The organism is Butyrivibrio sp. FC2001, from assembly GCF_000424125.1.
Classification (GTDB): Bacteria; Bacillota; Clostridia; order Lachnospirales; family Lachnospiraceae; genus Butyrivibrio.
This window is the reverse complement of sequence record NZ_AUJH01000012.1, coordinates 170,747-196,886: the sequence shown is the minus strand read 5'-3', so window position 1 is coordinate 196,886 and position 26,140 is coordinate 170,747. Positions and strand designations below refer to the sequence as shown.

Below are 26,140 nucleotides of genomic sequence, written 5' to 3'. Positions count from 1 at the left end.
ATGTCACAATATAAGGCTGTAATTTTTGATTTGGACGGAACACTTCTGTACACACTTGAGGACCTTAAAAACAGTGCCAACTACGCATTAGAAAAGCATGGGATGGACACCTGCAGCCTTCATGAAATTCAGTACAGAGTTGGAAACGGCGTTCAGAAGCTGATGGAGCGATGCGTTCCGGAGGGACTGGAGAACCCTGAATTTGAAGCTGTATTTGCTGATTTTAAAGAACATTATAAAATACATTGTAACGACAACAGTGGTCCCTATGATGGGATACCGGAGGTACTTGCAAGATTAAAGGAGCAGGGCTACAAGCTCGCCATAGTATCCAACAAATTCATGGATGCCACCAGGGAGCTGGCAAAGCTTTATTTTAAGGATACGATAGACGTTGCTATCGGCGAGACCAAGGATATCCGCAAAAAGCCTGCACCGGACACTGTTATCGAGGCTATGAAAATTCTTGGCGTAACAGCAGATGAATGCATCTATGTAGGTGATTCGGACGTGGACATCAACACTGCCAGGAATTCGGGAATGCCCTGTATATGCGTTGAATGGGGCTTCAGAACAAGGAAGGAACAGGAAGAAGCAGGTGGGGTGATTTTTGCAAATAAGCCTGCGGACATCTTTGACATAGTTGAAGGGGGTAAATAAATTTGCAACAGAACATAATACAGCTGATCGTTTTGATTATTCTTGTGTTTTTATCTGCGTTTTTCTCATCTGCAGAGACAGCCATGAGCTGCGTCAGCAGGGTGAGAATCAAGACTCTTGTGGATGAAAATAATAAGAAAGCTGTCAAGGTTCAGAAGATTCTTGATAATTATCAGGACATGCTTTCTGCGGTTCTTATCGGCAACAATATAGTCAATATTTCAGCGTCTGCCCTTATGACCATTTTTGTTCAGAGGATATGGGGCGACTGGGCGATAAGTATCGGAACCGGAGTTCTCACAATCGTTGTTCTCATAATCGGTGAGATCATTCCCAAGACAATCGCTACAACCTATGCGGAAAATCTGGCACTTTTCTATGCCGGAATAATCCTTCTTATCATGAAGATACTCACTCCCGTTATCTGGATCGTCAATGCGGTTGCGGATATAGTCCTTAAGGTGCTGAGAGTTGATAAGAACAGCCACAAGCTCATGACTGAAAACGAGCTTAAGACCTACGTTGACGTAAGCCATGAGGACGGTGTCATCGAGAGTGGTGAAAAGGAAATGATCTATAACGTGTTCGAATTTTCGGATGCGGTTGCAAAGGACGTAATGATCCCCAGAATCGACATGGTTTGTGTCAGCGCTGATGCTGAGTATCATGAGGTTCTCAGGATTTTTAAGCAGGAGATGTACACAAGAATCCCTGTTTACGAGGATAATCAGGACAATATCATTGGTCTTATCAATATTAAGGACATGGTTCTGGTGTCTGACAAGGACAACTTCAAGATAAGCGATTATCTCCGCGAGGCTTATTACACCTATGAGTATAAAAAGACCGCTGATCTTCTTCTGGAGATGAGGAAAAATGCTCAGAACGTAGCCTTTGTACTTAGCGAATACGGAGCAACTGTCGGAATGATCACTCTTGAGGACCTTCTTGAGGAGATCGTCGGTGAGATCCGAGACGAGTACGATTCTGATGAGGAAGAGCAGATCAGAGAGCTGGGCGACGGCCGCTTCATTGTTGAAGGTAATATGAAGCTTGATGATGTAAACGATGCTCTCGGAACTGCCTTTGAATCCGATGATTATGATTCAATCGGCGGACTTATGATCGAGAGCCTCGACAGACTCCCCAGAGGAGGAGAAACCACAAAGCTTGAAAATGGCGTGGAACTCACAGCTAACGGCATTAAGAGAAACCGTATCACGGATGTTCTTGTGTATATTCCGGAGGGCGCTTTTGAGGTTAAGGAGAGCGCGGCTGAAAACGAGCAAAGCTCAGAAGATAAGTAATTTTTTACTTGAAAAATATATCTTTTCCCAAGACTTAAACTATGGTATACTATAGAACTGTGGAAAACTGTTGTTTTTCAGTATTAATCCTGTATGAAAAGGAGACGAGACTATGAAGCACGTAAAGACACTTGCAACAAGAAATCTTAAGGAGTCTATGAAGAAGGGCGGCTGCGGCGAATGCCAGACATCTTGCCAGTCTGCTTGCAAGACTTCCTGCACTGTTGGTAACCAGAGCTGCGAGCAGGTTGCTAATAAGTAATTGTGTGTTTAACTAAATAGTTTTAATAAAACAGGCAGCGGCCATGCCGCTGCTTGATTTATGAAAACTATGATAAAAATGCACGAATAATCCTAAATTAGAAAAGGTAGTGAGAATTTTATATGGTACATGCATACAAGAACAACGGCTACGATATTGTTCTGGATGTAAACAGTGGTTCCGTTCACGTTGTGGATGACATTGTTTTTGATCTTATTCATCCTGTGGAGGAACAATTGATAAAGCGCTTTAAGTCTGCTGATATCACTGCAGAGGGCGCGGAGGCTGTAAGTGATGAATCACTTATTCCTGAGCTTGTTTCAGAGCTTTCAGGCAGCTTTTCACAGTACAGCACAGAGGATTTATCTGATGCTATATCCGATATACTTGAGCTTCGCAGAGGCGAGGTGCTTTATACGGATGATGTTTACGAGAATTACGTAGAAGAGTTCAAGGAGAGAGATACAGTAATCAAGGCGCTTTGTCTTAATATCGCCCATGATTGCAACCTCAGATGTAAATACTGCTTTGCGGACGAGGGTGAGTATCACGGAAGAAAGGCACTGATGACCGAGGAGGTCGGTAAGGCTGCTCTTGATTTCCTTATCAAGCATTCCGGAGGAAGGAAGAACCTTGAGGTTGACTTTTTCGGAGGAGAGCCACTTCTCAACTGGGACGTTGTTAAGAAGATAGTTGAGTACGGACGAAGCCTTGAGAAGGAACACGATAAGAACTTCCGCTTCACACTTACAACTAACGGTACTCTTCTTACAGATGAGATACTTGAATTTGCCAATAAGGAGATGGGGAACATCGTCCTTTCAATAGACGGACGTAAGGAAGTCAACGACAAGATGCGTCCCATGCGTGGCGGTCAGGGAACATACGATAACATCGTTCCCAAGTTTAAGAAGGTTGCGGAGAGCCGTCACCAGCTCAGATACTTTGTAAGAGGTACATTTACACATAACAATCTGGATTTCTGTGAGGATGTTAAGCATCTTGCGGATCTCGGTTTCAAGCAGATATCTGTTGAGCCTGTTGTAGCGAAGCCGGAAGATTGGTATGCTATTAAGGAAGAGGATATTCCTTATCTTTGTGAGCAGTATGATGAGCTTGCAAAGTTCTATCTCCAGAGACAGAAGGAAGGAAATGGCTTTAACTTCTTCCATTTCAACATAGACCTTGAAGGTGGTCCGTGTGTTGCCAAGAGACTTTCAGGTTGTGGCTCAGGATGTGAATATCTTGGTGTTACACCTTGGGGAGACCTTTATCCCTGTCACCAGTTTGTTGGTAACGAAGACTTTATTATGGGTAATGTTTTTGAAGGAATCACACGACCTGATCTTCAGAAACAGTTTAAAGAGAGCAATGTGTACTCCAGACCTGAGTGTCAGAAGTGCTTTGCAAGATATTATTGCAGCGGAGGTTGTGCTGCAAACGCCTATAACTTTAATGGCGACATAAATACAACCTATCATACGGGATGTGAGCTTCAGAGAAAGCGTGTAGAGTGCGCGATAATGATCAAAGCTGCACAGGCCGAATGAGTAAAACGGAGGGTGAAAAGATGAAAAGAGTAAAATCAGTAGTCGCTTTGCTTGTAGCATTACTGCTGCTTGGAGGGCTTGGATACACATCAGTGTACGGTCTTGGAAGCGATAAGTCAGGATCACTTAAGAGTATCAATCTCGGACTTGATCTTGCAGGTGGTGTAAGTATCACCTATGAAGTACTTGGTGATGGTACACCCAGTGCTGAGGATATGTCAGATACAATCTACAAGCTTCAGCAGCGTGTAGATCAGTACAGTACAGAGTCACAGGTTTATCAGGAAGGTTCAAACAGAATTAACATCGAGATTCCCGGTGTTACAGATGCGAACAAGATTCTTGAGGAACTTGGTCAGCCCGGTAACCTTTACTTCATCGCACAGACTGATAGTGAGGGTAATGAGAACTACACATACAATTCAGGCTTCACAGTAGATGAGGATGGCAATTACGTCCTTAGCGAAGATGGCCAGATCGGTTACGTTCTCAACAAGTCAATTGAAGAGCTTGAGAAAGAGGGCTCAATTGTACTTAAGGGTGAAGATGTAGCAGATGCTCAGGCAGGCTACCAGAATTCCGGAACAGCTAACACTCAGGAAGTAGTTGTTTCTCTTGATTTCACAGATGCAGGTAAGACAAAGTTTGCTGAGGCTACTAAGAAGGCATTTGCAAACGGCGAGTCTATCGCAATCTATTATGACGGCGAGTTCATCTCAGTTCCTAACGTACAGGCTGAGATCACAGACGGTAGAGCTATCATCACCGGTGAGAAGACATTCGAGGATGCATCAAACCTTGCATCAATGATCCGTATCGGTGGACTTAAGCTTCAGCTTAACGAGCTCCGTTCTAACGTAGTAGGTGCTCAGCTCGGTTCTGACGCTATTCATACAAGTATGATCGCAGCAATTGCAGGTTTCATTGCAATCATCCTGTTCATGATCATCGTTTATAAGCTTCTCGGTGTTGCAGCAAGTATTGCTCTTATGTTCTATTGCGGACTTGAGATACTTCTTCTTTCAGCATTTGAGATCACACTTACACTTCCCGGTATCGCAGGTATCATCCTTTCAGTAGGTATGGCCGTAGATGCTAACGTGCTTGTATTCGCACGTATTAGAGAAGAGATTTCAAGTGGTAAGGATGTTAAGGCTGCTATCAAGGCAGGTTACGGAAAAGCTCTTTCAGCTATCCTTGACGGTAACATCACAACACTTATTGCAGCAGCAATCCTTGGCCTTCGCGGAACAGGTACAGTTAAGGGATTTGCTTCAACACTTGCACTTGGTATTGTTGTATCAATGTTCACAGCTCTCTTTGTTACAAGAGCTATTACAAATATCTTCTATGGTCTTGGCCTTGAGGATAAGAAGTGGTATGGAAAAGCTAAGGAGCTTAAGCTCTTTGATTTCACAACCAAGAGAAAGCTTTTCTACGGCATTTCCGTTGCAATCATCGTTATTGGCTTCGTAGTAATGGGTATCAACGGTGGACGCGGAGAAGGCGCATTCAACTACAGTCTTGACTTCGTAGGTGGTACATCCACAAGCGTAACCTTCAACGAGCAGTGGACAACTGAGAAGCTTGACAGCGAGATCGTTCCTAAGATCAGAGAGCTCACCGGTGTAGATTCAGTTCAGGTTCAGACTGTTGCAGGATCTAACCAGGTTATCTTTAAGACAGTAACACTTACAGTTGATCAGCGTGAAGCTGTAGACAACATGTTCAAGACTGATTACTCAGTACCTGCTGACAGCATCGCAGCTGAGTCCATCAGTTCAACAATCAGTAATGAGATGCGTGCAGACGCAACATCAGCTATGATCATCGCTCTTATCCTTATGCTTGCATACATCTGGGTAAGATTCAGAGATATCAAGTTTGGTGCAGCAGCTATCATCGCACTTGCACATGACGCACTTGTCGTTATCACATGCTATGCACTTACAAGAATTCAGGTTGGTGGTACATTCATCGCAGCAATTCTTACCATCATCGGTTACTCCATAAACGATACCATCGTTACATTCGACCGTATCCGTGAGAATCAGGTATTCCTGAATCGTAAGGATCAGCTTGATGATCTTGTTAACAAGAGTGTAAGCCAGACAATTACACGAAGCTTGTTCACATCAGTAACAACCTTCATCATGGTTCTTGCACTTGCAATCTTCGGTGTGCCGGATATCCGCAACTTTGCACTTCCTCTTATGGTCGGTGTTGTTGCTGGTACATATTCATCAATCTTTATCGCATCACCGGTATGGCTTGATCTCAAGAAGAAGTTCACAAAATAAATCAAGATGATGAGGGGCTGTCACAGTAATGTGGCAGCCCATAATTTTTTTAGGGATAGAAGGTCTGGGGCTCAGGTGAAACGGCAAAATATATAATATTTGCTCGTGTTAAACCAAGAACTCCGGTGAGCCCAAGACACAATCTCTGCGTGCAATGGCACTTGAGATTGTTGGTCTCACCTCCGTGGTTTAAATCTCGCAAAGTATTATATATTTTTGCCTTACCACCTGAGCCCCAGACCTTTTATTCCTACCGAAACGTTGTGGATGTAGAATACAATGACTACAACAATATTCATTACAAAGTTTATATTGTAGGATATAAAAGAAATAATGATTTAAGAGGTTATAAATGGCTAAGTGGTTAGTAATAGCTAAAGGCGCGGATTTTCAGAAAATAGCAAAGGAACACGGGATTTCGCCTATTACAGCAAGGATTCTTAGAAATAGGGACGTAGTTACGGATGAAGATATTGAAATGTACCTCAAGGCAGATGAGAAGTATCTTCATAACCCTCATTTGCTCAAAGATATAGATTTGGCTGCAGATATCATGAAGCAGCGAATAGAAGCGGGAGATCCCATACGAGTTATCGGTGACTATGACGTTGACGGAATCTGTTCTTCATACATTCTCTTATCCGGAATTAAGCTCTGTGGCGGTAATGTTGATGTGGTTCTGCCTCATAGAATTACTGACGGCTATGGTCTTAGTATCAACCTCGTAGATAAGGCTCATGTTGATGGTAAGAAGACCATTATAACCTGTGATAACGGTATTGCAGCGATAGAGCAGATTGCTCACGCAAAAGAGCTGGGAATGACTGTAATAGTTACTGACCACCATGAGGTTAGCTACAGTGAGGTGGATAAGGAGAAGATGATTCTTCCTCCTGCTGATGCGGTTGTTGATCCCAAGCGCAGGGATGATGAGTATCCCTATCATGAGATCTGTGGAGCCATGGTTGCGTTTAAGTTTATCCAGGTGCTCACAGAGAAGATGGGACTTAAGAAGGATACAGTGCTTGAGAGATTCTTTGATGAGATGACCATCTTTGCGGGATGGGCTACAGTTTGTGACGTAATGCCTCTTAAGGATGAAAACAGAGTTATTGTGAAGAAGTCCTTTGAGTGTATCTCAAGGACTGAGAATCCCGGAGTAAGAGCGCTTCTTATGGCTAACGAGATTGAGCCGGATAAGGTTAGCTGCTATATTTATGGATTTGTAATAGGACCCTGCCTTAATGCGACGGGAAGACTTGATACTGCCATGAGAGGGCTTGAGCTTTTAACAGAGACTAATTCAAATAAAGCAGCCAGAATAGCCCTGGAGCTTAAGCAGTTAAATGATGAACGTAAGAATATGACCCAGCAGGGCAAGGATGAGGCGATGGAGATTCTGGATGGCTATGGAGATAACCTTCCGGATGTCCTTGTTATTTACATGCCAGAGCTTCATGAATCCCTTGCGGGAATTATTGCAGGTAAGATAAGAGAAGAGTTTAATCACCCTGTGTTTGTAATTACAGATGCAGGAGAAGGCCTTATTAAGGGCTCAGGTCGTTCAATTGAGAGCTATCACATGTTTGATGCCTTAAGTGAATGTAGAGAACTTATGACCAAGTACGGTGGACATAAGATGGCTGCCGGTTTTTCACTTCCAAAGGATAACCTTGAAGCCTTCAGGGATGCTCTTAATGCCAACAGTAAGCTTACAGCGGATGACTTTGTTGAGATTATCCGTCTTGATATGGAGCTTCCTTTAAGATATGTCTCAATGGGACTTCTTAAAGAACTAAAGACCCTTGAACCCTTTGGACAGGGCAATCCTGAGCCTGTATTTGCAGCAAGGGATGTTGAGCTTGTTAAAGGTAGAATTATGGGTAAAAATGCCAACGTGGCCAAGATAGTAGTAAAAGATCCTGAGGGACAAAGTCTTGATATGATGGTATTTGGAAGTCTCTTTGATAGATGGAATGAATTTCTTGATAATAATTTTGGAGTCAGTCAGAGAGAAAAGCTATATAACGGAGGATTTCATGATAAAATGGTAGTTAAGATTGCGTATCAGCCCAAGATAAATGAATTCAGAGGCGAAGAGAGCATTCAGATAGTTTTGAAAGATTTTCTTCCATAAAACCACAAAACACACGCTCTTTGGGAAGCGTGTGTCTGCGGTTTCTTATGAGGGGGAGATAGTTAGTTCATCAACTATCTTGGTTATAATATACATTCTAAATGTGAACTGTTTGTGTTCAAATACTTAAGAAAAACAGTAGATTTATTTATGAATTTATTAAGAAAAAATTTATAAAAGAGGAGAAAGAGGAAATGAAACTGGAAAACCTGCTTAAAAAACTTGATTATGACGCAACTGTCGGTAATTCAGGAACTAAGGCAGATGTAGCATCTGTAGAGATTACCGAGGTTGTAAAGGACAACAGAAAGATTACCGAGGGATGCCTTTTTATCTGTATAGAGGGTATGAACTTCGATGGACATTCTGCAGCTAAGGAAGCCGCTGAAAAGGGTGCTGCAGCTATAGTAGTAGAGAAGGATGTGGAGCTTCCTGAGGGAACATCGACTGTAGTAGTCAAAGTTGAGAGCACCAGATATGCAATGGCTTTCATCTCAGCAGAGTGGTTCGGTAACCCCGCTGAGAGCCTTAAGACTGTAGGTATCACAGGAACAAAGGGTAAGACCACAACTACTTACCTTATCAGAAATATGCTCGAGGACGCCGGACACAAGTGCGGACTTATCGGAACCATCGAGGTTATCATCGGCGATGAACACATTCACGCTGAGAACACCACACCTGAGTCATACGATCTTCAGGAATATATGAGAAAAATGGTTGATGCAGGATGTGACACAGTTGTCATGGAGGTGTCTTCACAGGCTCTTATGCTTCACAGAAGTCAGGGATTCGTTTATGACATTGGTGTCTTTACTAATATTGAGCCTGATCACATCGGCCCCGGAGAGCACAAGGACTTCGATGACTACATGCACTGCAAGGGACTTCTTTTCAAGCAGTGTAGAGTAGGTATTGCCAATGCGGATGATCCCCATGTAGAGGACGTTACTGAGGGACATACCTGTGAGCTTACAACCTATGGCTTCTCAGATCAGGCTGACCTTCGTGCGATCAACCTTGCATACCTTCATAAGCCCGGTGAACTTGGAGTTATGTTTGATACTGAGGGTGCTATTCAGATGCATGCACAGGTTCCCACACCAGGAAGATTCAGCGTTTACAACGCACTCTGTGCAATTGATGTTGCCAAGCACCTTGGCTGCAAGGAGGATGTGATCGCTGAAGCTCTTAAGAAGGCTCACGTAAAGGGCAGAATCGAGATGGTGAAGGTTTCAGACGAGTTCACACTTATGATCGACTACGCTCACAATGCGATGGCACTTAAGAGTCTCCTTAGCACTCTTCGCGACTACCATCCCACAAGACTTGTCAGCGTATTTGGCTGTGGCGGTAACCGCTCCAAGCTCAGAAGATTCGAGATGGGTGAGGTTTCCGGTAAGCTTGCGGATTTCACGATCATCACATCTGACAATCCGAGATTCGAGGAGCCTGCTGATATCATGAACGATATCGAGACAGGTATGAAGAAGACTGATGGCGAGTACATCAAGATCGAGGACAGAAAGGAAGCCATCCGCTATGCCATCGAGCACGGCGAGCAGGGCGATATCATAGTTCTTGCAGGTAAAGGACACGAGGACTATCAGGAAATCAAGGGAGTTAAATATCCCATGGATGAGAGAGTGCTCATTCAGGAGATTTTGAAGGAGATACAGGAAAAGGCTTGATGGAAAAAGGGAGCTTATCTTTTGCAAACATAATAATCGATATCTCCCACGAGAAAGTGGACAGACCTTTTCAATACATAATCCCTGAGAGGTTAAAGGACAGAATCCGCCCGGGGAGCTGCGTCAGCATTCCATTTGGAAAGGGAAACACCGTAAGGCAGGGCTATGTTATCGGAATCACTGACAGGCCTGAGTTCGACCCGGCCAAGACCAAGGAAATCCTTGATATCACAGAGGGTGAGATGTCTGCCGAGGGTATCATGGTTCAGCTGGCTGCCTGGATGAGGGAGAGCTACGGCTCAACCATGATAAATGCGCTAAGGACGGTAATCCCCGTAAGGAAGAAGTCCAAAACTCTGGTACACAGATATATAAGGCTCATGATGGATGAGACTGAGGCCAGAGCCTTTTATGAAAACTGCGTAAAAAAGCATCAGGTGGCAAGAGGAAGGCTCTTAGAGGCCCTTTTGGAGAACCCCTCAGAGAGGATTCCCTACGAGCTTGTCACAGGTAAGCTTAATGTAAATGCAGCTGTAATAAGGGCACTTTCAGATAAGAACGTGATAGCTGTTGACAGCGAGGAATACTACAGGAATCCTGTGGGTGATGTTAATGTTCATAAAAAGGATATCACCTTAAGCCCCGAGCAGCAGCGCATCGTGGATGAAGTCATAGCGGATTACGATGCCGGAAAACGCGGAACTTACCTCATTCACGGAATCACGGGAAGCGGTAAGACCGAGGTTTACATAGAGATGATAGATGCCATTATCTCAAGGGGAAAACAGGCCATTGTGCTTATCCCTGAGATAGCACTCACCTATCAGACCCTTATGAGGTTTTACAGACACTTCGGGGAGAGGGTTTCGGTTATGAACTCCACACTGTCTCCCGGAGAAAAGTACGACCAGGCGCAGCGCGCTAAGGAAGGCGATATAGACATTATCATCGGACCGAGATCTGCGCTGTTTACGCCTTTTCCCAATGTGGGACTTATTATCATAGACGAGGAGCATGAGACCTCATACAAAAGTGAGACCATGCCCAAGTACCACGCAAGGGAGACGGCCATAGAGCTTGCAAAGCTTGTTCCGGGCGGAGCAAGTGTGGTTCTTGGTTCAGCGACACCCTCACTTGAAGCCTATTACAGGGCAAAGAATGGCGAATACAAGCTCTTTGAATTAAACAGAAGACTTACGGGAGGAACACTGCCGGAGGTTGAGATTGCTGACCTCAGGGAGGAGCTTCGCTCAGGTAACCGCTCGATATTTAGCAGAAGCCTTCAGGAAAAAATGCAGGAGACTTTAGATACCGGTCATCAGGCCATGCTTTTCATAAACAGAAGAGGGCTTGCTGGCTTCGTGTCCTGCAGATCCTGCGGATATGTGTTTAAGTGCCCCCACTGCGACGTCTCAATGTCGGAGCACAGAGGTGGTATGCTGGTGTGCCATTACTGCGGCTATACACAGCCCATATCAAGAACCTGCCCTGAGTGCGGCTCAAGATACGTATCAGCCTTCAGAGCGGGAACACAGCAGATAGAAAAAGAGGTAAACAAGATTTTTCCTAAGGCCAGGGTGCTCAGGATGGACGCTGATACCACAAGGACCAAGGGCAGTTATGAAAAGATACTCTCTGCCTTTGCTTCCGAAGAGGCGGATGTGCTTGTGGGCACGCAGATGATAGTAAAAGGGCACGATTTTCCTAATGTTACTCTTGTTGGAATTCTGGCAGCTGATATGTCCCTCAATGCAGGGGATTACAGAGCCGGAGAGCGCACCTTCCAGCTGCTGACACAGGCCGCGGGAAGAGCGGGAAGAGGAACACACCCCGGGAACGTTGTCATCCAGACCTATCAGCCGGATAACTATGCGATAATCAGCGCTGCGGAGCAGGATTATAAGGCCTTTTACGAGGAGGAAATATCCTACAGGAGCCTTCTCAGGTATCCGCCGGCAGCTCATATGCTTGCTATCCAGATGTGGGCCAAGGATGAGAACTTTGGTAAGGAAAAGGCCAATCAGCTAAGGGCATACATCGACAGAATGCGCATTGAGGATACGATCATTATCGGTCCTGCAATGGCCGCCATAAGTAAGATAAACGACGTTTACAGAATGGTCATCTATGTGAAAAATGCGGATTTTGATGTTTTGACAAAAATAAAGGATGCCCTTGAAAATATTTTGGATGAATGGGAAAGCAGGGGAATTACAAGGCAGATTCAGGTTCAGTTTGATTTTGATCCCATGAACTTCATGTAAAGTTTGATTAAATTGTGATATACTGAAATGTACATGTTTAGTTTTGCACAATAGAAAGGTAATAGTAATGGCACTTAGAGAAATCAGAGAATATGGTGATGATGTACTTGCACGTCCCTGCAAGGAAGTTAAGGAAGTAACTCCCAGGATCCGCGAGCTTATAGATGATATGTTTGAGACAATGTATGACGCTAACGGCGTTGGACTCGCTGCTCCCCAGGTTGGAGTTTTGAAGAGAATAGTTGTTATTGATTGTTCACCTGAGTGTGACGATCCTCATCTTTTAATAAACCCTGTGATCCTTGAGACATCAGGAGAGCAGACAGGTTATGAGGGATGTCTTTCACTTCCCGGCAAATCCGGCGTTGTGACAAGACCTAATTATGTTAAGGTTAGAGCTCTTGATATTGATATGAAGCCCTTCGAGCTTGAAGGAACAGAGCTTCTTGCAAGAGCTATTTGCCACGAATGCGATCATCTCGACGGACATATGTATGTCGAGAAGGTTGAAGGCGATCTTGTAAATAACGAAGATTTACAGCAGCCTTCAGAAGAGGAATAATTATATAAGATATTTAACTGCCATGGATACTTAGTGTATTTATGGCAGACATTTTAATGAGGGGTGCGGATGTTATTTCTTAATTCGCATTATGAGACAATATGAGTAGGACAAAAGCTAAACGAAGCATAGCAGGAATCATCCTGGGAATAACATTTATTATATTTTTGCTCTTCTATATGGGAGTATCGATTTATTTCATGAGTCATTTTGCATTTAATGTCTACGTGAATGATATTCCGGCATATAAGATGACGGCAAAGGAAATTGAGACGGAAGTAACTGACGGACTGATGAAATACGTCCTTACCATCAAGGGAAGGGGAGATATCACAGAGACTATTTCTGCGAACGATATAAATCTTTCACTTCGAATGGACGGACAGTTTGACAGAGCATTAAAAGAGCAGAATCCTCTTTTGTGGCCTGCATATCTGTTCAAGGACACTCATCTTACGACAGATAATATAGTAGTGTATTCAAAGGAAACAGTAGAGAACAAGATAGACTCCCTGGCATATTTTTCTCCTGAAAATATTAAGGAGCCAGTTGATGCATACGTATCCGAGGAGTCCGGAGAGGACGGCTTCTATATTGTTCCCGAGGATTATGGTCAGTCTCCCATAAGAGATATCGTTGTGGAGAAGATATGCTCTGCAATAGATGTCTTAGAGCCTGAGGTTACACTTGACGATGAATGCTATAAAGCACCGGAGCTGTTTTCAGATAATCCGGAGATGACAGCTCTGTGTGATAACCTTAATAACTTCTGCAAAGCCAATATTGTCTACGAATTTGGCGCTGATACCGTTGTTGTGGATGGCACAAAGATAAGAGAGTGGTGTGCCATAAACGGGACAGAGGTCAGCCTTGATGAGGAAAAGGTTAAGGACTTTGTAAACAGTATTGCAAGGCAGTATGACACCTTCGGTAAGACCAGGACCATCATTTCCCACAGCGGTGAGGAAGTGACTGTTTCCGGCGGAGATTACGGTTGGTGGATGGACAGAAGTACAGAGACTTCTGAGCTTATCGCAGCTATTAAAAATGGCGATAAGGGTACCCGCGTTCCCGTGTATTTCGGAACCGCGGCAGCCTATGGTGAGCAGGACTATGGCACCTCCTATGTGGAGATCGACCTTACAGCGCAGCATCTCTGGGTTTATCAGGATGGTCAGGTCGTAGAGGATTCCGATTTCGTATCAGGCTGTGTTAACAAGTCCAGAGTGACTCCCGTGGGAACCTACGGAATTACCTATAAGGAGAGAGACGCTACACTTGTAGGTGAGAACTATTCTTCTCCTGTTAAATACTGGATGCCCTTTAATGGAAATGTAGGGATGCATGATGCCAGCTGGAGATCCAAGTTCGGTGGATATGACTATATTCTGAACGGATCCCACGGATGTATTAATCTTCCCACAGAAAAAGCCGAAAAAATATATGATTTGGTTTCCAAGGGCGAAGCAGTTCTCGTATACGGAGGACTTACATCTCCCGTGCCTGTTGTGGAGGTCGAAGTGACAGATCCCAAAACAGGTGAGGTGAAGGTTGAAAAGCGCCCTGTTATCAATGGTAAAGTAGCCGGAACTGATTCTGAGGCTTCTACAGAAAATAATACTTCTGAGGAGAATCAGACTACCGAAGAAAATACTACTTCGGGAGAAAGTACTACAACAGAAGAAAATACAGGCGCAGGAGAAGCTACTTCCACAGAGGGTGAGACTCCTTCTGAAAACAGTTTGGATAATGTGAACGGAGAGGGGGCTACAGGCGAAAGCACTGCTCCTTCAGAGGGTGGCGAAACGACACCACAAAATTAAAAATACTTGGGAAGGTTTTTTTGGAATGGCTAAGGATAAAAAGTCAAATTTCAAAAAAATATTTTGGATGCTATTTTCCGTCCTTCTTGCTGCTTTGACAGTGTGGACCATACTTAGAGAGAGTAAGACGCTTTCCCTGCCAAAGCTATTGGAAGTGGTAGCGGATGGTAATAAGTTCTATCTGATCGTTGCTATGATATGTGCCGTGGGATATGTGTTTTTTGAGGCGGTTGCCATATGCTCGATCCTTAACGGCATTAACTATAAAAGGAGCCTGTGGAACGGTATTATCTATAGCACCTCAGATGTTTATTTTTCAGCGATAACTCCTTCAGCAACTGGAGGACAGCCTGCCAGTGCATATTTTATGCATGAAGATGGTATTCCCGGAGGAGTGGTATCTGCCACGCTGATTCTGAACCTTATGATGTATACCGCAGCAATCGGATTTCTGGGGATTGTTGCGATAATCCTTAATCCCGACTTTTTCAGGGAATTCGGATTGGCACCAAGAGTGCTTATAATGGTTGGATTTGTAGTACTTATCCTGCTTATTATGGTGTTCTTTACCATGCTTAAGGACAGTGACAAGGTTTTTGGTATTCTTAAGCGCGTAGTTGTATTTTTGAAGGATAAAAGACTTTTAAGGCACGGCGAAGACAGACTTGCAAGACTTGATAAAGCTCACAAGGACTACAGTAACTGTGCGAAGATGTTTGCGGGAAGAAGTGATATCCTTATAAAAGCATTTATATGGAATGTCCTGCAGAGAGCATCACAGATAGCGATTCCGATGTTTATGAACCTGTCCTTTGGCGGATTTAAGAGAGATGCTATTACGCTTTTTTCAAAGCAGTGTCTCATAACAATCGGTTATAACTTTGTTCCGGTTCCCGGAGCTATGGGAATAGCAGACTATCTGATGATAGACGGCTTTTCAAAGATAATGACACATGAGGCTGCACTGCAGCTGGATATGGTCAGCAGAGCAATATCATTTTATATTTGCGTTACTATAAGCGGTCTGATAACGCTTGGAGGATATCTATGGAAAAAGAGAGAAAATTGATAGGTGTGTATGATTACACGATTATTCTTACATATCTTTCGACTATATCAGGTGCACTTGGAATAATAATAACCATGACAGGAATTGGTCATCCCTATGGTGGAACGTTGTTTTTGATGGCGTCTGGACTTTTTGATGCCTTCGATGGAACGGTTGCAAGGACCAAGAAGAACCGCACCGATTTTGAGAAGGAGTTCGGAGCACAGATCGATTCACTTTCTGATCTTATCTGCTTCGGCGTGCTCCCTGCATCTATAGGTGTTGCACAGCTTAGAATCCATGGTGCTTTCAGGGATGTCATTAAGGAGAGCGGCAATAGTGCCAAGACATCTCTTGTGCTGATTCTTTTACTGATCGCTGTTTTTTATGTTCTGTCAGCTCTTGTAAGACTTGCGTATTTTAATGCCACAGCAGGAGAGAGAGCAAAGCAGAAGCAGGAGTTTGGAAGAGAGTATTACACAGGACTTCCTGTTACAGCAGCTGCCCTTATTTTTCCGCTTACACTGATCATCCATTACTTTACAATCCTTGACCTTACCTTCTTTTACTTTTTTATGCTGCTCCTGGTTGGGATTCTCTTTATTGGCAATTTTAAGATTCCGAAGCCCGGACTTAAGATGATTTTGGTTGGAACTTTGATTGGTGTTGCTGAGTTTTCAGCAGTAGTTTACATACTGGTATCTAATTTATGAGCATACTTGAATTTTTATATAAAACAAAAACCGGAAGAATTTTACTTAAGCCTTTGACCTTAAAACCCCTGTCAGACATGATGGGGGCTTTTATGGATTCCGGGGTTTCTGCTATTTTTATTAAGCCCTTTGCCAGAAAAAACGGAATAAGGATGGAAGATTATATACTTGATGACATCCGCTCCTTTAACGACTTTTTCTGCAGAAGGATAAAGAGCGGACTTCGTCCCATCAGCCCTGACGAAGATACTGTGATTGCGCCCTGCGACGGCCTTCTTAAGGTGAGCAGGATAACGAACAGAACTGTGCTGAACGTGAAGCAGAGCAGATTTTCAATAAGAACCCTGCTCCGTGACAAGAAGCTTGCGGATAGCCTGGAGGGCGGATACTGCCTTGTTTACAGGCTTTGCGTTAATCATTATCACAGATATGTCTACTTTACTGATGGATTCAAGTTCCCTGACCGTAAGATAAATGGCTTTTACCACACCGTAAGACCTGTAGCCCTCGAGGAGATACCTGTGTTTACGGAAAACAGCAGGCAGTACTCTGTAATAGACAGCGATAAGCTGGGCAAATGTGTTCAGATGGAAGTAGGCGCAATGATGGTTGGCAGAATTGCTAATGAGAAGCACAGCGCCGGCAGGGTTATAAGGGGAATGGAAAAGGGACACTTTGAGTTTGGCGGATCGACCATAATCGTCCTTATTCCCAAGGGTAAATTCAATCCCAGAGCAGATATCCTTGAGAATTCACGAAAGGGCATTGAAACATCAGTAAAACTCGGCGAAGCAGTGGGTAAGCTTATACAAAATAACTGAATTTATGCGATAGAGATAATATCTATTTAATTTTTTGAGAACGTCGTTAATTTTTTGATTATACGATGTTCTTTCTTTTTTTAGGAAAAGTTTATGTGCCATATATGGGGGTCAAAACTATAATTATAAGTGTAGAAGGGGTTTTTGCTTCTTATGTATGGAGAATTACAATCATGATGACATTAAAGGAATACGCTAAGAGTCGTACTATCAGTTATGAAAGCGTAAGAGCACAGGCACAGAAATATAAGGAAGAGCTCGAAGGTCATGTGACAATAGAGGATAACCATCGCGTGATAGATGACTATGCCTGCAATTTTCTTGACCAGCACAGGCTTAAAAGAATTATTGTAATGCAGTCGGATAACGATGACTTAAAGCATGAGCTTGAACGTGTTCAGGAAGAAAACGAAGAGCTTAAGTATGCGATAATTGAGCTTCAGAAGGAACTTCAGGATATGGCCAAAAAGAATGCAGACTTGAAGGAGGATCTGGCAAGAACGGATACGCTGCTTATGCTTGCGGACAAGGAACACGAGCACATGGTCAAGGTTCAGGATGAAATAAGGCAGTCTCATGATGCGCTTCTTGAATCCCAAAAGGACCTGATCGAGGCAACAGAGGAACTGGCAAGATATCACAGAACATTTTTTGGATTATATATTAGGGAACTCTGAATAATAGTGGATTCCTGATTTCTTTTGGTGAGCAATCCGGGGGCTGAAGAGGGTGATTATGAAGTTAGCTGACAAGAGTATTGGAAAAACTCCTGAAAGAATAAATGATTATATACCTGTAGTGACTCCGTCCATATGGGTTTTCTTAGCAACACTTCTGGCTTTTCTTGGAGTTGTAATTATATGGGGAAATGTTGGAAGAGTACCCTTAAAGCTTACAACGACAGGGGTTGGCTATAATTACGAGCATCGGCTGGAAATAGAAGATATCACCTACGAGCAGATGATTAGTGGTGATTTTGATGTTGATACAAATTTTTGCTTACTTAATCCTGATGGAATAACAAGTGAAAATATTCACAAAAAGCCGGCGACAGTAATTCTAAAAGATGGCAGGCAGATTAGCGGATATGCGGAGCTTACCTATACAACTCCATGTACTGAAAAAGAAATAAAGGAAACTTTAAAGGAATACGATCTGGATACCGATTGGGTATATAAGGGTCTGGATATGGGGCAGTATAGATATGTTGTTTATGTAAACTGAAAAGGGCAGCGCTTCATCTGTTGATAGTCTGGCGAAGCTGGAGATCCTTGATAAGATCGCCTGGGATAAAAATGAGAGATGGAAAATAGAAGATAATGAGCTTTTGCCTCTTCAAAACCCTCCTAAAAAAGAAGGGCTTGTTTTGATGACTGAAAAGGACGAAGAGGGAAATGATATTGAACTTATAGATTTGCTCACTGAAGCGGTGACAGCGTGGGCAAAAGGCGCCAGGACCATGATAGCCGCAGAAGGGGATGAGGAGGGTATCGGATGGATGAGGTCAAAAACGATAGAAACTCTCCTTGCGGCATGCCATGGATTTGATACTAAGCTTACAGACAGTGCTTTTGATAAGAAGATTCTTCCGATATTACTTGATAAAATATATGTCGGATTGGATAAACATGAGGGACTGGTTTTAACATCAATCAATCTGGATGAAAATATTGTTGACGGATTTAAGAATGCTTTTAACCGTTTTTGCAGATGCCTTGCGGTAAGGATGAGGGAAGCACCTGGCCAAATGTACAGGCTTCTTGCGGGGATAAGGGATAAGTCCCAGAAAATTGATGAGTATAGCGTAGACCTTGGGCTCTGGGCAAGGAACCTTGCTGCTTCAGAATATTTGCGTGCGGATAAGGTCTTTATCAGCAATTATGAGGCGCTTGCAAAGAGTATCAGGGAGATGATCATAAGGCTATATGCTTCGCCCGAGGTTTTTTTCAGGGATATATCGGGAATTTCCTTATTTTTTCCAAATACAGATTCAACGACTGATAATTCCAATTTGGAGAAATATTTATTTAGTCACAGGGTGAGCCATAGAGATGGATTTAAGACCTGGCCCTTTCATGGCTATGTTATAGGACTTGCGAGGCCGGGAACCGATGAGGAAGCACAGGATTTTTGTCCTGAGTACGATTATCTAAAGGACGGTTATTGGGAGCTTGCAGCTCTGTATAATGCCATGAGAGAAGCGGCAAGACTTATGGAAGATAACGAGAATAGTGTGGATGAGATATATGACAAAATAAAGCAGGAGCTTTTCATATATGGAAAGTCATATCTGCTTTCGGAAAGCGATGCCAGGAAGTTAGCCACTGAGTTATTGAATGTAACGGATGGCGTTTTTGAGCAGGATTTGGTAGTCCGATACATATACGAGGGAGATGAGGGCAAATACTCAAGAAACAGAGGCCTCGGATATCTGCCGCTTAATAAGTGCGATGGTGGCAACCTGGATGATGGTGCTTGGTGGTTTTGGGCAAAGGATAATAATTCAAGGTTTTTCATTCATGTATATGGCATAGAAGGCAGGGATTATCTAAACGGTGAAATTACAATTCTGGTGCCCGTATTATTGGACAGTAAAATTTTCATGCTGAGAGTTAGATTTGACGAAGGCGCAGCATATGGGCAGATAGAAGGATATTACAGATACTATTTTCAATATGACAGGATAACGGATTATATCAGCGGCGATGCAGCGCTTATAGGAAAGGAGATGGCTTTCCCTGGCTCAGTATCGGAGGGAGCAAGATATGAGATGGCGTTTGACAATGAAAAAGCCGAGAACTTTGTAATTGGCACTATCAGGTACGGAAAGGATTCTGCCTTAGTCAGGGACCGCTTTGCGGAGAATGAGCTGCCATCTCAGTATGAGTCCATAAGTGTTAAGCGGTACAGGCGGGATGTATTTGGGAATAAATATTAGGATGATATTCTTTTTTTCTAATCTATTCCTTATAGGAATGATCCTGCTTGTCGTATGGATTATATTCCTTATAGGCTGGCTAACGCTTGGACTTCCTATTGGACCGTAATGGCGGTATATGGTTTTTGAAAGCTGTAAAGGGGGTAAAATGGTGAAAAAGAATGATGCTAATGATATTGAAATGCTAATTAAGAATGCTCGGGGGTTCTTTGAAAAGAGAAAGGTTCAGATGGAACAATCAAAGTATAAACAGCTTATACTGAACTTTTCAGCACTTTTTGCAGGTGTATTATTGGGAATAATTCTTAAGTATACATGTCCCGATGCTGTAATTCAGGCGCTTATAAAGAATCTGCTCAGTCCTGTGACTACCATGTTTCTAAATGCACTGAAGGTTATCGTTGGACCGCTGGTATTCTTTTCAATAACATCAAGTATAGCGGATTTTGGGGATATGAAGTCTCTTGGGCGCATTGCGGGTAAGGTAATTACCGGCTATTCCATTACATCCTTTATAGCAATTGGGATAGGAGCATTGGTGTGGTTCATTTTTCCTATAGGTGATCCCTCATTAAAGGCTCTTGTTTCTGATGCGGCGGACTCCACAATTGCCAATGGTCAAAATGTATCTACATCTGTTCTCGATGAGATTATAGATATAGTTCCAAGCGAGATTGTGTCTCCGTTTTTGAAGGAAGATATGCTTCAGATTATTTTCCTTGCGGTGCTTATGGGAGTTGCAGTTTCAGCGGTGGCAGATAAGCTGCATGTTTTCAAGGATATAATAAGTGACGGCTATCTTGTCTGCTCCAGGATTACAACAATAATAATAAATATCATGCCGTTGGCAATTTTCTGTTCAATGGCAAAGATGGTTTTCAACATGGAGATCAAGTCACTTTTGTCAGTGTTTGTGTGGGTTCCTGTCATATATTTGGGAGATATCATGATGCTTGGAGTCTACAGCCTGATAATAATGATATTTGCAAGGTTGAATCCGATTACGTTCTTCAAGAAATATTATCCTACGATGGTGGTTGCATTTACTCTTGCTTCAAGTAATGCAGCACTTCCGACCTCAATGGAAACCTGCGGGAAATCCCTTGGAATTTCCAAGAAGATATATGCATTTTCGCTGCCTCTGGGAGCAACTATCAACATGGACGGAAGCTGCGTTACTCTCATGTTAAGCTCTCTGTTTATGGCAAAAATATATGGAATCTCAATCACTCCTGCGATAATATTGCAGCTTGTATTTTCAATATATATACTCTCGGTAGGCGCCCCTGGCGTTCCGGGAGCAGCCCTTATCTGCCTGTCACTTCTTGTTCCGCAGATTGGTGTGCCGTCAAATTCAATAAGCATAGTCATGGGACTTTATGCTTTGGTGGGAATGATGCAGGTACTTACCAATGTAACAGGAGATGCGGTGGTAACTCTGGCTGTTGCCAGAGGAGAGAAGCTTGTGGATGTGGAGAAATTTAAGGCATAGGGGGAATCTCCGGCTCGGAATCTAAGAACAATCAGAAGTGCGGTATTGCACGGATACAGTATGGGGGCTCGTGGCGGTGGGGTGTCGGTGGTGTTTTTGGTGGGCAGCAGTTGAGTCAGGAATAGGAGAAAAGGGGTAACTGGTGTACTGGAAATATGCTGCAGATAGCTGTGGATCCACCAGAAGAAGGAATGGGAAGATTATTGGTGTAACGGGAACTGAGGTAAGTGGACACCAGTTGAGTCAGAAGCAGAGAAGAAGAGATAACAGGTGTAATAGGGGGTTAGGTAGGGGGATTATAGTTACGTCAGGAGCAAAGAAATAGAGGGAATTGGTGTAAAGATAATTTGCTATAGAATAATTGGTTGAGTCAGGAATAAGAAAAAAAGGATAACTGGCGTATTGATGATATGATGCTAAGATTTGCTGTTACACCAGAAGAAGGCAAAGGCATATACTTGGTGGAATATGTACTCAGACGGATGAATTGCAGTTGAGTCGGAAGTAAAGATTAAGCGGGAATTGGTGTAAAGATGTTCTGCTATGGAAGAATTCGTTGAGTCAGGAATAGGAAAAAGATATAACTGGTGTATTGGAAATATTATATTGAGACTTGCAATTACACCAAAAGAAGAGGAAGACAGATAATTGGTGGAATAAGAATCGAGGCTGGTAGATTGAAGTTGAGTCGAAATCAGGAAATAAGTGTTAACAGGTGTAATGTAAAATTATAAATAATTAGCGAGAAAACCCCTTCCGACGCTGTCGGTCGGGGATGAATCGCCGGTCTTCAACGCTTTGCTTTAACATGTTTTCCAGATTTCTCATATTTTCTTCGATGGTCATCAGTGCGCTGTTCTTCTATGTATTTTTTGACGGTTTCCATGGATACGGAACCGGTAGTAGCGCAGAAATAACTGGCGCTCCAGAATGGTGAATCACCCCAGAGATACTTTTCGATATGCTCTTTGTATCTTAAATGAACCTCTCGTGAAAGTACGGTCTTTAATGTGTTGATCAGCTTTACCGGTGCCACATCTGGAGCCATTGAGATAAGAAGGTGCATGTGATCCCTGTCTGTTTCAGCTGAGAGCAGGTCACAGTCCATCCTTCCACAGAGATATGCGGCGTGGTTTTTCATGAAATCACCCATCTCGTCTGTGATGACCTTTTTCCTTCCACTTGAATGCGGAATTAAATTCCGCATTCAAGTGGAAGGGGTTTTTCGCTAAGTATTTATAAAAAGAAAAATATCATAGTTATGGCAATGATACGGGCTCTTTTTTATTTACGATTACAGGCTTTGCCTGTTCAGATAAAATAACTTTAAGTCTAATTTAATCGACCATTTCATTAAATTTTTTGTGAGATATTATTCTTGAATTTTAAAATATCCCTGATGTAGAATACACAATGTTTGCAGATGGTATGGCAAAAGATAGTGTCTGCTGTAGAATCGAGGATGTTTTTATGAAGTATATAAAACAGTTTTTGGTAATTCTTGCGTTTTCATTTACGGGTGAACTTTTGAAGCTCATTCTACCGTTCCCAATTCCTGCAAGTATATATGGAATGGCACTGTTATTTACTGCCTTGATTACAGGAGTGGTGAAGTATACAGATGTTAAGGATGCAGGATCTTTTTTGATTGAGATAATGCCTGTTATGTTCATTCCTGCAGGTGTGGGTCTTGTTAACAGCTGGGTTAATCTCAAACCGATTCTTATACCAGTTAGCATTATTACTGTTGTAACGATTATAACAGTAATGCTTTCTACCGGTTGGATTTCACAGATTATTATCAGAAGGACAAAAAAGTAAGATGAACGCTTTATTTCAAAATTCCCTGTTCGCAGGAGTTACATTAAGTCTTGTTTCATACATGATAGGAGTTTCCCTAAAGAAAAAGTTTAAACTTGGAATATTTAATCCGCTGCTTATAGCTATTATTCTGTCCTGTGGTACTTTAGTAATAGGAAAAGTGGATTATGAAGTTTATAACGAAGGAGCAAAATACCTAAGCTATTTACTTACTCCTGCAACAGTTTGCCTTGCAATCCCTCTTTATGAGCAGTTTGAATTACTGAAGAAAAATTATAAGGCTGTTCTGCTGGGACTGCTGGCAGGTACAGTGACAAGTTTAGTAACAGTTTTAGTACTGTCTGTGTTATGTGGATTGTCTCATGAAGAATATGTGACACTTTTACCAAAGTCTATTACAACAGCTATTGGAATGGGTGTTTCTGAAGAATTAGGCGGTTACGTTACCATTACTGTGGCTGTCATAATAATAACAGGCGTTCTTGGAAATATGTTTGGAGAATTCATCTGCAAAGCTGCGCATATTGAGGAGCCTATAGCAAAAGGACTGGCTTTTGGTGCAAGTTCCCACGCCATTGGAACAGCTAAGGCAATCGAGATAGGTGATGTAGAAGGCGCAATGAGTGGCCTTGCTATTGCAGTATCAGGTATTTTTACTGTTCTCTTGGCTTCTGTTTTTGCAGGTCTGCACTGATTGTAATTATTTACAATGTATATAAATAATGGTATATTTTAACTGTTATTTGTAGTATTTCATAATTTTATAAAAAACGAAACTGCAGAATTTACATTCAACGAGAGCATTCCGGTGGGAATATATCCGGGATTTGAATTGAAAATTAATATGTGATCATACAGTAATAATTCCAAACTCCGGCTTATTTACCGCCGTTGTGCAAAAGAGTCCAAAATGCTACACTGTTAGTGGGTGTTTTGGGCTTTTGTATTGCGTGAAAATGCCTATTAAAACATTATATTATTTAACGAGGAGAATAGATTCAGAATGAAAATAGTTTACATGGGTACTCCGGATTTTTCGGTGCCACCCCTTGAAAAGATGATAGAGGCAGGTCATGAGATAGTAGCAGTTGTGACACAGCCGGATAAGCCTAAGGGAAGAAGTGGAGAGCCAGCACCTTCACCGGTTAAGGAATGTGCACTTGGGCACGGACTTAAGATTCTGCAGCCCAAGAAGATAAGAGAGGCCGAGGTTGTGGCTGAGCTTAAGACACTTGGCGCAGACATATTTGTTGTGGCAGCATTTGGACAGATTCTCTCTCAGGAAGTTCTTGATATACCTAAGTTTGGATGCGTGAATATCCATGCATCATTACTTCCTAAATACAGAGGTGCTGCACCGATTCAGATGTGCATACTGAACGGTGACAAGACTACCGGAGTCACGATCATGCAGATGAATGCAGGCATGGATACAGGTGACATCCTGATAACCAAGGAGATTCCGATAGAGGAAGATGACACAGCAGGAACACTTTTTGATAAACTCATGTATCTTGGAGCTGATCTTATTGTAGAAGCACTTCCCAAGATTGAAAATGGCGAACTTACACCTACACCTCAGAATGATGCTGAGGCTACAAAGTGTGGCAAGATCAGTAAGGACATGGGCTGCATTAACTGGAGCGACTCAGCAGAGAAGATATCATACCTTGTAAGAGGCATGAATCCTTGGCCCAGTGCCTTCACAAAGCTTAACGGCAAGATGCTGAAAATCTGGAAAGCAAAAAAGGTAGCAGGGGAAGCTACAGGAGATGTCGGAACTGTTGCAGCTGTATCAAAAGAAAGCTTCACAGTAAACACAGGAGAAGGCCTTCTGGAAATTACAGAATTACAGCTCGAAGGTAAAAAGCGAATGGCAACCTCAGCATTCCTTGTTGGATATAAACTCAATGCGGGAGACAACCTCGGCTAATTCCTTGAATCAGATGAATTAGGATACCTGAATCCTAAATCTCTTCATTGTGCCTTCACATGATGGCTACTACAATTAAATTATATTACTTAATAAACGGAGGAGTTTGTATGTACAGATATGGATATTACGGAATTGATCCGACTTATATTTTGGTTTTGATTGGTGCGATACTTTGCGTTGCTGCCAGTGCTATGGTTAAGTCAACCTACAGCAAATACGCAAGAGTAAGAAGTATGTCAGGAATGACAGGAGCGCAGGTTGCTACCGAGATACTTAGAAGAAATGGAATAACAGATGTGGCAGTAGTACATGTGCCGGGAGATCTGACGGACCACTATGATCCCAGGAACCACACGGTTAACCTCTCAGACAGCACATACGGATCTACAAGCGTTGCTGCCATAGGCGTTGCGGCACATGAGTGCGGGCACGTGCTTCAGCACTATAAGGGCTACATACCGATTAAGATCAGAACAGCTCTTGTACCTGCTGCTAACATTGGTTCAAAGCTTGGACTTCCTATCATCTTCCTGGGACTTATCATTGGCATGACACCCCTTGCAAGGATAGGAATCTGGGTATTTGCACTTGCTGTAGCTTTTCAGATTGTGACACTTCCCGTTGAGTTCGACGCATCTCACAGGGCACTTGTGATGCTTGGAGATTACGGCTTCCTTGCTAATGATGAGGTTGCTCTTTCACGAAAAGTTCTTACCGCAGCTGCACTTACATACGTTGCGTCAGCTGCTTCATCTATTTTGCAGCTTCTTCGCCTTATTTTAGTAGTTAACGGCGGAAGCAGAAACAGGAGGTAA

22 protein-coding genes are annotated in these 26,140 nt (G+C 42.9%); 21 read left to right on the top strand and 1 reads right to left on the bottom strand.

Going from position 1 to position 26,140, the window contains the following annotated elements; genetic code table 11:
- The 17 genes from G601_RS0106835 to G601_RS0106755 all read left to right on the top strand — a co-directional run bounded on the left by G601_RS0106835 (position 1) and on the right by G601_RS0106755 (position 21,568).
- The gene (locus G601_RS0106835) at positions 1-660 is read left to right on the top strand and encodes an HAD family hydrolase (RefSeq protein ID WP_026492807.1); all 660 of its coding nucleotides are present in this window, start codon (positions 1-3) and stop codon (positions 658-660) included.
- A gap of 2 nt (positions 661-662) precedes the next feature.
- Positions 663-1,967: an HlyC/CorC family transporter gene (locus tag G601_RS0106830; RefSeq protein WP_035790422.1), complete on the top strand. Its 1,305-nt coding sequence runs from the start codon at positions 663-665 to the stop codon at positions 1,965-1,967.
- A gap of 112 nt (positions 1,968-2,079) precedes the next feature.
- A complete protein-coding gene (gene scfA, locus G601_RS22270; protein WP_022762634.1) occupies positions 2,080-2,229 on the top strand; it encodes a six-cysteine ranthipeptide SCIFF in 150 nt (49 codons plus the stop codon).
- A 122-nt stretch (positions 2,230-2,351) separates the two neighbouring features.
- Complete coding sequence (gene scfB / locus G601_RS0106820; protein WP_026664915.1) at positions 2,352-3,779, top strand: thioether cross-link-forming SCIFF peptide maturase; 1,428 nt, start codon at positions 2,352-2,354, stop codon at positions 3,777-3,779.
- 20 nt (positions 3,780-3,799) lie between these two features.
- Positions 3,800-6,079, top strand: a complete 2,280-nt coding sequence (locus G601_RS0106815; protein WP_026664914.1) for a protein translocase subunit SecDF — start codon at positions 3,800-3,802, stop codon at positions 6,077-6,079.
- A gap of 352 nt (positions 6,080-6,431) precedes the next feature.
- The gene (gene recJ / locus G601_RS0106810; RefSeq protein ID WP_026664913.1) at positions 6,432-8,216 is read left to right on the top strand and encodes a single-stranded-DNA-specific exonuclease RecJ; all 1,785 of its coding nucleotides are present in this window, start codon (positions 6,432-6,434) and stop codon (positions 8,214-8,216) included.
- A gap of 194 nt (positions 8,217-8,410) precedes the next feature.
- Positions 8,411-9,907 (top strand): UDP-N-acetylmuramoyl-L-alanyl-D-glutamate--2,6-diaminopimelate ligase, encoded by a 1,497-nt coding sequence (locus G601_RS0106805; protein ID WP_026492802.1) that lies wholly within the window; start codon positions 8,411-8,413, stop codon positions 9,905-9,907.
- A complete protein-coding gene (gene priA, locus G601_RS0106800) occupies positions 9,907-12,171 on the top strand; it encodes a replication restart helicase PriA (RefSeq protein WP_026664912.1) in 2,265 nt (754 codons plus the stop codon). Before G601_RS0106805 ends, priA begins: the two co-directional genes overlap by 1 nt.
- 67 nt (positions 12,172-12,238) lie before the next feature.
- Positions 12,239-12,733, top strand: a complete 495-nt coding sequence (gene def, locus G601_RS0106795) for a peptide deformylase (RefSeq protein WP_026664911.1) — start codon at positions 12,239-12,241, stop codon at positions 12,731-12,733.
- Between the two features lie 101 nt (positions 12,734-12,834).
- Positions 12,835-14,556 carry a L,D-transpeptidase family protein gene (locus G601_RS22265; protein ID WP_051205651.1) on the top strand — a complete coding sequence of 574 codons (1,722 nt, stop codon included), beginning with the start codon at positions 12,835-12,837 and terminating at the stop codon, positions 14,554-14,556.
- A gap of 67 nt (positions 14,557-14,623) precedes the next feature.
- Positions 14,624-15,625 carry a lysylphosphatidylglycerol synthase transmembrane domain-containing protein gene (locus tag G601_RS0106785; RefSeq protein WP_207638028.1) on the top strand — a complete coding sequence of 334 codons (1,002 nt, stop codon included), beginning with the start codon at positions 14,624-14,626 and terminating at the stop codon, positions 15,623-15,625.
- Positions 15,604-16,317, top strand: coding sequence for a CDP-alcohol phosphatidyltransferase family protein (locus tag G601_RS0106780; RefSeq protein WP_242834392.1), 714 nt, complete (start codon positions 15,604-15,606; stop codon positions 16,315-16,317). The genes G601_RS0106785 and G601_RS0106780 overlap by 22 nt, the downstream gene beginning before the upstream one ends.
- Positions 16,318-16,409: 92 nt before the next feature.
- Positions 16,410-17,138, top strand: a complete 729-nt coding sequence (locus G601_RS0106775) for a phosphatidylserine decarboxylase (RefSeq protein WP_242834391.1) — start codon at positions 16,410-16,412, stop codon at positions 17,136-17,138.
- Between the two features lie 173 nt (positions 17,139-17,311).
- Complete coding sequence (locus G601_RS0106770) at positions 17,312-17,815, top strand: hypothetical protein (protein ID WP_026664907.1); 504 nt, start codon at positions 17,312-17,314, stop codon at positions 17,813-17,815.
- Between the two features lie 58 nt (positions 17,816-17,873).
- The gene (locus G601_RS0106765) at positions 17,874-18,362 is read left to right on the top strand and encodes a hypothetical protein (protein WP_026664906.1); all 489 of its coding nucleotides are present in this window, start codon (positions 17,874-17,876) and stop codon (positions 18,360-18,362) included.
- A gap of 145 nt (positions 18,363-18,507) precedes the next feature.
- Positions 18,508-20,076 (top strand): hypothetical protein, encoded by a 1,569-nt coding sequence (locus G601_RS0106760; protein ID WP_026664905.1) that lies wholly within the window; start codon positions 18,508-18,510, stop codon positions 20,074-20,076.
- Positions 20,077-20,224: 148 nt separating this feature from the next.
- Complete coding sequence (locus tag G601_RS0106755) at positions 20,225-21,568, top strand: dicarboxylate/amino acid:cation symporter (protein WP_026664904.1); 1,344 nt, start codon at positions 20,225-20,227, stop codon at positions 21,566-21,568.
- A gap of 790 nt (positions 21,569-22,358) precedes the next feature.
- On the opposite strand, the gene tnpA is transcribed toward G601_RS0106755, so the two are convergent.
- On the bottom strand, positions 22,359-22,775 hold the full coding sequence (tnpA, locus tag G601_RS22260; protein ID WP_081673417.1) for an IS200/IS605 family transposase: 417 nt from the start codon (positions 22,773-22,775) through the stop codon (positions 22,359-22,361).
- A gap of 263 nt (positions 22,776-23,038) precedes the next feature.
- Between tnpA and G601_RS0106740 the strand changes: the two genes are divergently transcribed.
- The 4 genes from G601_RS0106740 to G601_RS0106725 all read left to right on the top strand — a co-directional run bounded on the left by G601_RS0106740 (position 23,039) and on the right by G601_RS0106725 (position 26,140).
- Complete coding sequence (locus G601_RS0106740; protein WP_026493054.1) at positions 23,039-23,389, top strand: CidA/LrgA family protein; 351 nt, start codon at positions 23,039-23,041, stop codon at positions 23,387-23,389.
- 1 nt (position 23,390) lies between these two features.
- A complete protein-coding gene (locus G601_RS0106735; RefSeq protein ID WP_026664903.1) occupies positions 23,391-24,083 on the top strand; it encodes an LrgB family protein in 693 nt (230 codons plus the stop codon).
- A gap of 309 nt (positions 24,084-24,392) precedes the next feature.
- A complete protein-coding gene (gene fmt, locus G601_RS0106730; protein WP_026664902.1) occupies positions 24,393-25,322 on the top strand; it encodes a methionyl-tRNA formyltransferase in 930 nt (309 codons plus the stop codon).
- A gap of 110 nt (positions 25,323-25,432) precedes the next feature.
- Positions 25,433-26,140, top strand: a complete 708-nt coding sequence (locus G601_RS0106725) for a zinc metallopeptidase (protein WP_026664901.1) — start codon at positions 25,433-25,435, stop codon at positions 26,138-26,140.

What these genes read in the sequence shown, in the direction of transcription:
- G601_RS0106805 (WP_026492802.1), top strand. Translation starts at nt 8,411, where the DNA reads ATGAAACTGGAAAACCTGCTTAAAAAACTTGATTATGACGCAACTGTC.
- G601_RS0106835 (WP_026492807.1), top strand. Translation starts at nt 1, where the DNA reads ATGTCACAATATAAGGCTGTAATTTTTGATTTGGACGGAACACTTCTG.
- tnpA (WP_081673417.1), bottom strand. Translation starts at nt 22,775, where the DNA reads ATGCGGAATTTAATTCCGCATTCAAGTGGAAGGAAAAAGGTCATCACA.
- priA (WP_026664912.1), top strand. Translation starts at nt 9,907, where the DNA reads ATGGAAAAAGGGAGCTTATCTTTTGCAAACATAATAATCGATATCTCC.
- G601_RS0106740 (WP_026493054.1), top strand. Translation starts at nt 23,039, where the DNA reads ATGAAGTATATAAAACAGTTTTTGGTAATTCTTGCGTTTTCATTTACG.
- recJ (WP_026664913.1), top strand. Translation starts at nt 6,432, where the DNA reads ATGGCTAAGTGGTTAGTAATAGCTAAAGGCGCGGATTTTCAGAAAATA.
- G601_RS0106785 (WP_207638028.1), top strand. Translation starts at nt 14,624, where the DNA reads ATGCTATTTTCCGTCCTTCTTGCTGCTTTGACAGTGTGGACCATACTT.
- G601_RS0106780 (WP_242834392.1), top strand. Translation starts at nt 15,604, where the DNA reads ATGGAAAAAGAGAGAAAATTGATAGGTGTGTATGATTACACGATTATT.
- scfA (WP_022762634.1), top strand. Translation starts at nt 2,080, where the DNA reads ATGAAGCACGTAAAGACACTTGCAACAAGAAATCTTAAGGAGTCTATG.
- G601_RS0106725 (WP_026664901.1), top strand. Translation starts at nt 25,433, where the DNA reads ATGTACAGATATGGATATTACGGAATTGATCCGACTTATATTTTGGTT.
- G601_RS0106815 (WP_026664914.1), top strand. Translation starts at nt 3,800, where the DNA reads ATGAAAAGAGTAAAATCAGTAGTCGCTTTGCTTGTAGCATTACTGCTG.
- G601_RS0106770 (WP_026664907.1), top strand. Translation starts at nt 17,312, where the DNA reads ATGATGACATTAAAGGAATACGCTAAGAGTCGTACTATCAGTTATGAA.
- def (WP_026664911.1), top strand. Translation starts at nt 12,239, where the DNA reads ATGGCACTTAGAGAAATCAGAGAATATGGTGATGATGTACTTGCACGT.
- scfB (WP_026664915.1), top strand. Translation starts at nt 2,352, where the DNA reads ATGGTACATGCATACAAGAACAACGGCTACGATATTGTTCTGGATGTA.
- G601_RS0106735 (WP_026664903.1), top strand. Translation starts at nt 23,391, where the DNA reads ATGAACGCTTTATTTCAAAATTCCCTGTTCGCAGGAGTTACATTAAGT.
- G601_RS0106760 (WP_026664905.1), top strand. Translation starts at nt 18,508, where the DNA reads ATGACTGAAAAGGACGAAGAGGGAAATGATATTGAACTTATAGATTTG.
- fmt (WP_026664902.1), top strand. Translation starts at nt 24,393, where the DNA reads ATGAAAATAGTTTACATGGGTACTCCGGATTTTTCGGTGCCACCCCTT.
- G601_RS0106775 (WP_242834391.1), top strand. Translation starts at nt 16,410, where the DNA reads ATGGATTCCGGGGTTTCTGCTATTTTTATTAAGCCCTTTGCCAGAAAA.
- G601_RS0106765 (WP_026664906.1), top strand. Translation starts at nt 17,874, where the DNA reads ATGAAGTTAGCTGACAAGAGTATTGGAAAAACTCCTGAAAGAATAAAT.
- G601_RS22265 (WP_051205651.1), top strand. Translation starts at nt 12,835, where the DNA reads ATGAGTAGGACAAAAGCTAAACGAAGCATAGCAGGAATCATCCTGGGA.
- G601_RS0106755 (WP_026664904.1), top strand. Translation starts at nt 20,225, where the DNA reads ATGGTGAAAAAGAATGATGCTAATGATATTGAAATGCTAATTAAGAAT.